Raw genomic sequence first — 957 nt, 5'->3', positions numbered from 1 at the left:
TCATGCATACAAGCAAATTGCTTCGTATTGGGATATAGCCTTACCGCAATGTGAAAATCTACTACGTTGGGCAAGCCGGGTTTTTGAGGTTGGGCACTCTATTGCTCATGCACAATACCACCGGCATGGTGCTTATCTCGTTTATCACTCTGACCTACCAGGTTTCTCGAGATTAACTCAGCTGCACCTTTCTGTGATAGTACGTACTCACAGACGGAAATTTAGTGATGAGCCTTTTATTGGAATGAGTAAACAGGAAACGCAAACACTGAAGCGCCTGTGCACAATATTCAGACTGGCGGTTGCGCTGACAGCAGAACGTAATCAAGCTGAAACGGATTTCACCCTAAGGGCTCAGGACGAGTGCTTATCCCTTAGTATGGGGAAAGGCTGGTTTGAGGCAAATCCCTTAAATACGTCGATCTTGGAGTTAGAGCAAGACTTGTTACGTAAGCAGGGCTTTCTTCTACTGCTAGCTAAAGATTGACGACTTTCCAACTACACGAGATTCTTAATGATTGTTTTAGGTATTGAGTCATCTTGCGATGAGACCGGTGTTGCTTTATATCATAGTGAGAAAGGTTTGCTTGCACACCAGTTATATTCCCAAGTAGAGATGCATGCGGACTATGGTGGTGTTGTCCCGGAATTAGCTTCTAGAGATCATGTAAGAAAAACCATTCCTTTAATAGACGCTATTCTCAAAGAAGCTGGGCTAGAGAAGGGCGATATTGATGCGATTGCCTATACTGCAGGGCCGGGATTAGTAGGAGCGCTGATGGTCGGTGCTTCCATTGCGAATGCCTTAGCGATGGCGCTTGATATCCCCATTATCGGTGTACACCACATGGAAGGACACTTACTGGCGCCGATGCTAGAAGATAGTCCACCGGAATTCCCCTTTATTGGTTTACTTGTATCGGGTGGCCATACTCAATTGGTTTCAGTGCAGTCTAT

At 45.5% G+C, this 957-nt stretch carries 1 protein-coding gene and 1 pseudogene; both read left to right on the top strand.

Annotated elements, in window-relative coordinates:
• A pseudogene (locus tag A3757_RS27055) lies at positions 1–487 on the top strand (exopolyphosphatase); the annotation flags it as partial.
• A gap of 27 nt (positions 488–514) precedes the next feature.
• On the top strand, positions 515–957 hold a 443-nt coding region (locus tag A3757_RS19805), incomplete at its 3' end, for a tRNA (adenosine(37)-N6)-threonylcarbamoyltransferase complex transferase subunit TsaD (RefSeq protein ID WP_369819579.1).

This window comes from Oleiphilus sp. HI0117, assembly GCF_001635235.1.
The sequence above is the reverse complement of the archived record's forward strand: the minus strand, read 5'-3'. Positions and strand labels throughout refer to the sequence as shown.